Annotated in this window: 8 protein-coding genes and 1 other RNA gene; 7 read left to right on the top strand and 2 right to left on the bottom strand. The window is 38.0% G+C overall.

All coding sequences use genetic code 11. The features are described 5' to 3' along the window. From N3F66_14185 to N3F66_14175, 3 genes are all read left to right on the top strand, one after another. Positions 1-300: thiamine pyrophosphate-dependent enzyme (locus tag N3F66_14185; GenBank protein ID MCX8125293.1), on the top strand; the 300-nt coding region annotated here is incomplete at its 5' end. A gap of 11 nt (positions 301-311) precedes the next feature. Next, positions 312-887 (top strand): indolepyruvate oxidoreductase subunit beta, encoded by a 576-nt coding sequence (locus N3F66_14180; protein ID MCX8125292.1) that lies wholly within the window; start codon positions 312-314, stop codon positions 885-887. Between the two features lie 169 nt (positions 888-1,056). After that, positions 1,057-1,704, top strand: coding sequence for a hypothetical protein (locus N3F66_14175; protein MCX8125291.1), 648 nt, complete (start codon positions 1,057-1,059; stop codon positions 1,702-1,704). Positions 1,705-1,719: 15 nt separating this feature from the next. On the opposite strand, the gene ssrA is transcribed toward N3F66_14175, so the two are convergent. Then, positions 1,720-2,068: a transfer-messenger RNA gene (gene ssrA, locus N3F66_14170) on the bottom strand. Positions 2,069-2,370: 302 nt separating this feature from the next. On the opposite strand from ssrA, the gene N3F66_14165 reads away from it, so the two are divergent. From N3F66_14165 to N3F66_14150, 4 genes are all read left to right on the top strand, one after another. Further along, positions 2,371-2,718: an iron-sulfur cluster assembly scaffold protein gene (locus N3F66_14165; protein ID MCX8125290.1), complete on the top strand. Its 348-nt coding sequence runs from the start codon at positions 2,371-2,373 to the stop codon at positions 2,716-2,718. A gap of 5 nt (positions 2,719-2,723) precedes the next feature. Further along, positions 2,724-3,527, top strand: a complete 804-nt coding sequence (gene fdhD / locus N3F66_14160; protein ID MCX8125289.1) for a formate dehydrogenase accessory sulfurtransferase FdhD — start codon at positions 2,724-2,726, stop codon at positions 3,525-3,527. A 17-nt stretch (positions 3,528-3,544) separates the two neighbouring features. Beyond that, entirely contained in the window at positions 3,545-4,144 is a 600-nt protein-coding gene (locus N3F66_14155) for a cation transporter (GenBank protein MCX8125288.1), read from the top strand. An 88-nt stretch (positions 4,145-4,232) separates the two neighbouring features. Beyond that, positions 4,233-5,501, top strand: coding sequence for an adenylosuccinate synthase (locus N3F66_14150; protein ID MCX8125287.1), 1,269 nt, complete (start codon positions 4,233-4,235; stop codon positions 5,499-5,501). 250 nt (positions 5,502-5,751) lie between these two features. On the opposite strand, the gene N3F66_14145 is transcribed toward N3F66_14150, so the two are convergent. Further along, positions 5,752-6,873 carry a radical SAM protein gene (locus tag N3F66_14145; GenBank protein ID MCX8125286.1) on the bottom strand — a complete coding sequence of 374 codons (1,122 nt, stop codon included), beginning with the start codon at positions 6,871-6,873 and terminating at the stop codon, positions 5,752-5,754. Between the last annotated feature and the right edge of the window lie 626 nt (positions 6,874-7,499).

The raw sequence follows: 7,499 nt of genomic DNA, 5'->3' as shown, positions 1-7,499 counted from the left end.
GGAATTACGCCATTAATTGATCTTGTGTATAATAAAGGCACAGGAACGGTTATAATACTGGACAACCGTGTTACTGCTATGACGGGGCATCAGGATCATCCTGCAACTGGCAGAACATTAAAGGGTGAGGAAACTCATGAACTTGATCTGGAGCTTTTATGCAAAGCTGTAGGGGTAAAGAGAGTTAGAAAAATAGACCCAAAAAATATGGAAGAATTTGAAAAAGCGGTACGTGAAGAAATTGAAGCAAAAGAGCCATCGGTTATTATTTCTTTACGCAAATGTATTCTGAATAAATAGAGGGAAGTGGTATGACAAATGTAATTTTTGCAGGTGTAGGCGGTCAGGGAGTTATACTGGCAAGCAAAATTTTAATGCAAGTTGCAGTAAATGCTGGATATGATGTTAAAGAATCTGAGGTACATGGAATGGCACAGCGTGGAGGTAGTGTTGATTGCCATGTACGATTTAACAAAAAAGTATATTCTCCCTTAATAGAAAAAGGCACTGCTGATTTTGTAGTAGCCTTAGAATTACTTGAAGCAATGCGCAAACTTGACTATCTTTCGCCACAAGGCATGCTCATCGTTAATAATTTAAAAGTAAATCCTTCACCAGTTGAAGCTGGGCTTGCAAAATACCCTGAAGATATTGAAAGCTGGCTATGTACTAATGTTCCCAAATGTCATGTGGTTGATACCACACAGGCATTGAAAGAAGCTGGCTCAAACCGAGCGGTCAATATTGTTATGCTGGGTGTATTATCTAATTTTCTGGAGTTTGACCATACATCATGGGAAGAAGCAATACGACAAAGTGTAAAAGAAAAATTTGTGGAAATGAATTTAAAAGCATTTAATTTGGGCAGGAGTATTCCAGTTAAATAGGTGAATAATATACACCAACGAGTGAATAATATATTTTATACAGAAGTTAGCACTCACCACTGCTTTTTGGAAGCGGTGGTGAGTGATACTTAATTTTTTAGTAAATGATTAACAGCTATGCCCCAAATGATAGTGGTGAAATCTTATACATACAGGGAGAACCCAATAGATGCTATATTCACATACTAAAATGTATTATATACGTTTAGTTATTTTTATATGGATATCATTATATCTAGCATGCAGTTCGGGCAAGCCTAAGGAGCTTAAAGAAGACCTCCCCAGAATGAAAACTATACAAAAAATAGCGATTGTAGTACGCATTCCTGCCAGCAGCCCAATTGAATACTCACGGTATACTAAAACGTTACAGGCAATGATAGCAGGCTACAGACACATAAAAGAGGTTGTAGTAATTCCTGATGCTGCCAGCACTCTTACTGTTGTTGAATCAAACGATGACAGGTTTTTTCAGACTTCAGTTGAAGGGAATTTTTTATACTATAAGGCAACAGGCATAGTAAATTCATATTGCTTCAGGAATAAAAATGATCTTAAATCCATATTTGAAAAGTATGGATGTGATTTACTGGTAATTTATGAACCCTATGGGGTAGTATCGTATGGGATGGGATTTATAGATTATGATTCGGTGATGGTGATTTTAAATACAGAATTAAAAGTTGTATATTTTGACTATAATCATGACCGCAAAGAAATAAATGAATTTTCTACTGAAATTTTATGGGATTTCCTGCTCAATGAAATTAATTCGCGCTGTGTTACTACATTGACACAGCTGGGTTTTCTAAAGTAGGAGAATTATTTATACTTGGAGACGGCGGGAGTCGAACCCGCGTCCTACAACACATACCTGCAGCCTCTACATGCTTATCCTGTTCGTTTGTCTTATCACTGGTTAGGGGAACAGGAACCCGCCCCAGTGAGCAAATCCTTAACGTTTTGCTATTGAGCCAGGATTACAACCCAATAGCTATCCTCTGTATCTTACGCCTTTATCATCCCCAGAGGAGCAGGATTGATAAAGACGTCGCGGCTATTATGCAGCGAGTGCTAAATCGTTGTTTGCACTTATTTTAATCTGCCAGTTTTTACGAGCCAGCAGGAACTCGGCATGCAGCTACAGACATGCTATTGCAGTCGAAACCAAAATCGTCCCCGTTATTAATAATATACAATATGACGTACAATTGTCAATATTTATTGGAACAATTTTTTATATAATAGAAAAATGTGCTCGTTTTGCATCGTCATTGTAAGCAGAGCCGCGAACATAAAGGTTAATTAAAGTAAGATAATTATGTGGTATGTCCACAAAAATGACGTGCGTATGCTTGTCTTTTTGGATGGATTTTATTGTTAGAATAGTATTTAAAATAGATTAGAAAAAAAACTAAAAAGATGTACACTATATTACTGTGTGATAGTTTGAATGTATAAATTAAACGTTTGTTACAAAGTAATGAAAAACACAATTTTGAAAGACCATTTTTTGCATCCAAGAAATGTAGGAGTAGTAGATAATTATGACCATAAAATTATTGTAAAGAGTGATCAATGTAATGATGTGGTTATATTCACAGTTACTATCGCCAATACAATAATTAACAACATACAATTTGAAGCGTATGGATGCGGGTATGCGATAGCAGGGGCATCTCTGGTGAGCGAACTTGTCAAAGGTAAGCATATTGATCAGGGTATACAAGATGTTGAAGAGAAGCTTATGAATATAGACGTTCCAGACTCAAATATGAGATGTTTGCAATTGTCGCTTGAAGCAATAAAAAAACTTAAGGAGCAAGTGTAAACAGGATGGATACAGAACTTGAACCGGTAAAATATGTTGATGCATTTCAGTACCAGGAGGGGAAGTTTGAAAAGATATCAGTTCCGGTAAGTGCAGAGTATGGTGTTAGCATAGCAATTAATGGCAAGACATTTGTTTCCATTGCATGTTCAGGTGAACAGCTCAAAGAACTTGGAGCTGGCTTTCTGGTAGCTGAAGGAATACTACATCATAAGGATGAAATAGAAGATATTGTAGTAGATTTTGAAAAATTATTCGTGAATATTAAAATAAAAGAAAGCGATGCTATTGTCAGCAGGCTTTTTTCTATCCGGTCAATTGTGTCAGGTTGCGGGAATGTATCTTTAGGCTCCACGATGATTCAAAAACTACATCCACCGCAAGTTTCCCCTGAAATGATTTTGAAAATAGGAAAACAGTTTTACCAGACATCGGAATTACATAAGCTTACCCATGGTGTTCATAGTGCTGGCTTATATACAAGAAGCGGTGAATGTATTGCCTTTTACGATGAGATTGGTAGGCATAGTGCTATTGATAAACTGGTAGGATATGCATTGTTCAATGATATACAACTTGATGACAAGATAGTGTATTCAACTGGAAGAATTTCAAGTGAAATTGTTCAGAAGGCAATAGCTTCTGGATTTAGTATTATTGCGACAAAGGGCTCTCCCACATCACTGGCAGTACAGCTTGCAAATGAATATAATGTGGTGCTCATAGCAAAGGTGCGAATAAACAGGTTCAGTGTGTTTACCACTTCAATTAATTATGAATCAATATTTGGCATAGGGGTAAAATATTAACAGGAGTAAAAAAGGAAATGGATGATTTACATAAGAAAGCCTTGTATCTGTCGTATTTTACTGTAAGCTATAATATCATTGAAGGGCTGATATCGGTTGTTGCAGGTGCGTTTGCCGGAAGTATTGCGCTAGTTGGCTTTGGACTGGATAGCTTTGTAGAGTCGCTATCGGGTATGATAATGATATGGCGCTTTAAAAAGCATGGGGTTGTGTCACAAGAAGAGGAAGAAAAAGTTGAAAAGAGAGCATTGAAACTTGTGGGTTTAACATTTTTTGTTTTGGCAGCATATATACTGTATGAGTCAGTGACAAAGTTATATTTTTCAGAAATCCCTGATACAAGCATAGTGGGTATAATCATTGCAGTGCTATCAATTGTCATTATGCCAGTGCTGTATGCTAGAAAAGTAACGGTGGGCAATGCATTACAAAGTAAAAGCTTGCTTTCGGATGCAAAGGAAACGCTGGCCTGCGCATTCCTTTCAGTGGCATTGCTTTTAGGATTGGGACTCAACTACCTGTGGGGATTGTGGCAGGCTGACCCTATTGTGGGTATACTAGTTGCCCTCTATTTACTGAAAGAAGGCAGGGAGATAGTATCTGGTGAAGAAGATTAATGCTTGAAAAAAGCTTGTTATTTTTATATATTCCAGTAGCCGGGCAAGGTTGGTCTAATTATCATTTAAAATAAGAAAGGGATTTACTATGGGTTGTACAGTAATTATAGGCACTCAGTGGGGTGATGAAGGCAAAGCCAAGATGATTGATTACTATTCGCAGAAGGCAGATATTATTGTGCGCTATCAGGGCGGAGCAAATGCTGGGCACACTGTTGTTGTCAATGGAAAAAAGCATGTGTTTCATCTTATCCCTTCAGGCATTTTACATGAAGGGACAGTATGTGTTATAGGTAATGGTGTGGTAATAGACCCTGAGCAGTTGATTGCTGAGTGTCAGTTACTTGAAAAAGAAGGCATAGATGTACGCGCGCGGTTGTATATATCAGATGCAGCACATCTACTTTTGCCATTCCATAAAGAACTTGATGCTGCAATGGAGGAGGCGCGTTCAAATAAAATTGGTACTACAAAACGAGGTATAGGCCCATGCTATGCCGATAAGTGTTTGCGGGTGGGCATACGAGTTGGTGATATCTTTGATGATGAGTATCTCAAAGAACGGCTTGCCACAGCTCTTACACTAAAAAATACTCAGTTTGAACGCTGCTATAACAGGAAGGGTTTTTCTTTTGATGAAATATATGATCTGCTCATGCAGTTCAAAGCGTATGCTGGCGATCTGGCGATTAATACACCATATTATTTACATAGTGAGGCAAAAAAAGGAAAAAATATATTGCTTGAAGGTGCACAGGGCAATGCACTTGATATTGACCATGGTACTTATCCGTTTGTTACCTCGTCAAACCCAAGTATTGGCGGGGCGATAGCAGGGTCAGGAATAAATCCATTTTTAATAAATGAAATTGTTGGCATAACCAAAGCGTATGTTACCCGTGTGGGAGAGGGGCCTTTTCCCACCGAAGAAAAAGGCGAAGCAGGTGAAATAATGCGAACACGTGGCGGTGAATTTGGCGCCACAACGGGAAGGCCTCGCCGGTGTGGCTGGTTTGATATGGAGCTTTTAAAGCACACTATACGTATCAATGGTATAACTTCGATAGCACTGACTAAATTAGATGTGCTTTCAGGTTTTGAAAAAATCAAAGTAGCGGTTGGATATTCTATTAACGGCAAAAAGATAGACTACTTCCCATCATCAATGCAGGATAAAATTGTACCAATTTACGAAGAGCATCCTGGCTGGAAAGAAGATATATCGCACTGCACATCCTTTAAGGAGCTTCCACAGGCTGCACAGAATTATGTAAAATTTATCCAGGATAGCTTGCAGGTGCCTATCTCAATTATATCTGTTGGTCCTGACAGGATGAACACATTTGAAATGAAATAGTTGGTGTATTATAAAAGAAGAATTGGTACACATTTTATAAGCTTTCTTCAAAGCCAATGTGCATACATTGGATGTGGTAGTAGCTTTTTATATGGCTTGTGGGCGCAGTGTACTAAGGCATGATTTGAATATTGACGTTGTTTTGCTGAAAAAAAAATGAAAGTGCGATACTTGCGATAATTAGCGCCATTACACTTTTAGCTTGGAGAAAAACTGCATCAAGACGTTAATGTATTGTATTTAGTTAGACCTATATAAAATTCTTTAAAATCTCCATGACAGCCTTATCAACACTGCCATATTGGTTTTTGATAGAATAGTAGAGCTGATCTATCTTGAAGTTTGGATAATAATCACTTAGATATCGATAAATCCCCACTCTTCGTCCAATTATAAATTTTTCCTTATCTTCCTGTGGCAGTGAAAGAAATTCATCAATTTTTGAAAGCATTCGTGCTTTATCATAAGGGAACGTTCCTTCCACATCTTCAAGTAAGTTCATCATATGGTCGCTTGTCAGTGTTGTGGTGATGTTATCACAGTGCTCTATAAACAGGCGAATCTCATGAACCTTTTCAATTTCGGATAGAGGTGTCCACGTACCTTTTTCCATCATATCATACAGTGGTGTGCCCGGTATAGGAACCGTACTGCGTAAACGAATAAATGTTGGATTGACATTGTTTATAACTATTGCGCTCTGGATGGCATTTTCTTGCATATATTCTTTGCCTCCAAGCCCTGGCATATAGTAATATGACACATCAAATCCTGCTTCCATTGCCTTTTGGCCTGCATCGATAAGATCAGCGTGGGTAGTGCCTTTGTTGACACGTTGTAGCACGGTGTCAGAGCCTGATTCCATCCCAATGTGAAGGCGTGTGAGCCCTGCCTGACGGATTGATTTTAAATCATCAAGTGTCTTTTTACTGATAGTGCTTGCTCGGGCATACGAGGTGATGCGCTCAACAGTGGGGAAGCAATTTTTTATGTGAGTAAGTATGGTGCACAAATCTTTTGCCGATAGCACCAGTGAATTGGCATCCTGTAAAAAAACAGACTTCATTCCATAGTTGAGCCAGAATGCTACCTGCTCATAGTAGTATAGTGGTGTATCATCGTTTCCTTTTGCTTTTTGTAGTGTGTGCAATGTGATAGTGCTGTCAGCAACATCCAGAATGCGATGCGCAATGGTATGAATTGCATTAATGTCGGCAATGATATCATCAATAGGACGGCGTGAAAACTTTTGTCCTTTATACGTGTGGCAGAAAGCACATTTATTCCAGGGGCAATTTCGGGTTACACGGATCAATATACTATAAGCTTCAGATGGTGGACGGATTGGACCTAATTCAAAGGTGTTTGACATTGTGTGTTCTCCCTGTGAAATATATTATATCAAAAACTAGGAGGTTTTCAGAGAAATGAAGTGTGGGATTATTTTTTTCAATTGACAGCAATGTGTTTTTTTACAATCGTTAATTCATTGCCGATAACTATCGCTTGACATACAAAATTGGAAAATACCTGTTGTTGTGGATATATTTAAATGATATATGTGGCTTGTATTTTTTAATAGTCATTAATTCACAACAATATATATGTGGTAGAACCGTATTGGTAATAAAATAAGGTAATTTTTAAATATCTAACGATTGTATCGTGAATGTGTGCACGAGAGAGTGTGCCAATTATATTTATTAGGCCAGGGACATTTGCTCTGAATGAAAATCCTTAAAGTCCACATTAGCAAAGTTGATAGAAGGGAAATAAGTCATGCTGCCACATAAGGCACGCTCTTTTTAAGGAAAGCTAATGAAGTAGTTGGTTATGGTAAAGCTATTTTATGAAATCCATAGATTTAAATTTTCCGGAGGAAATATATATAATGGCTGAAGATTTTAATGATTTAATACTACAGCGTATTGAAAAAGTAAAGGCACTGCGTGCAAAGGGCATTAACCCCTATCCCATACGCTTCAAGCGTACACATAC

The organism is Spirochaetota bacterium (genome assembly GCA_026414805.1).
Classification (GTDB): domain Bacteria; phylum Spirochaetota; class UBA4802; order UBA4802; family UB4802; genus UBA4802.
This window is presented reverse-complemented; position numbering and strand designations above follow the sequence as displayed.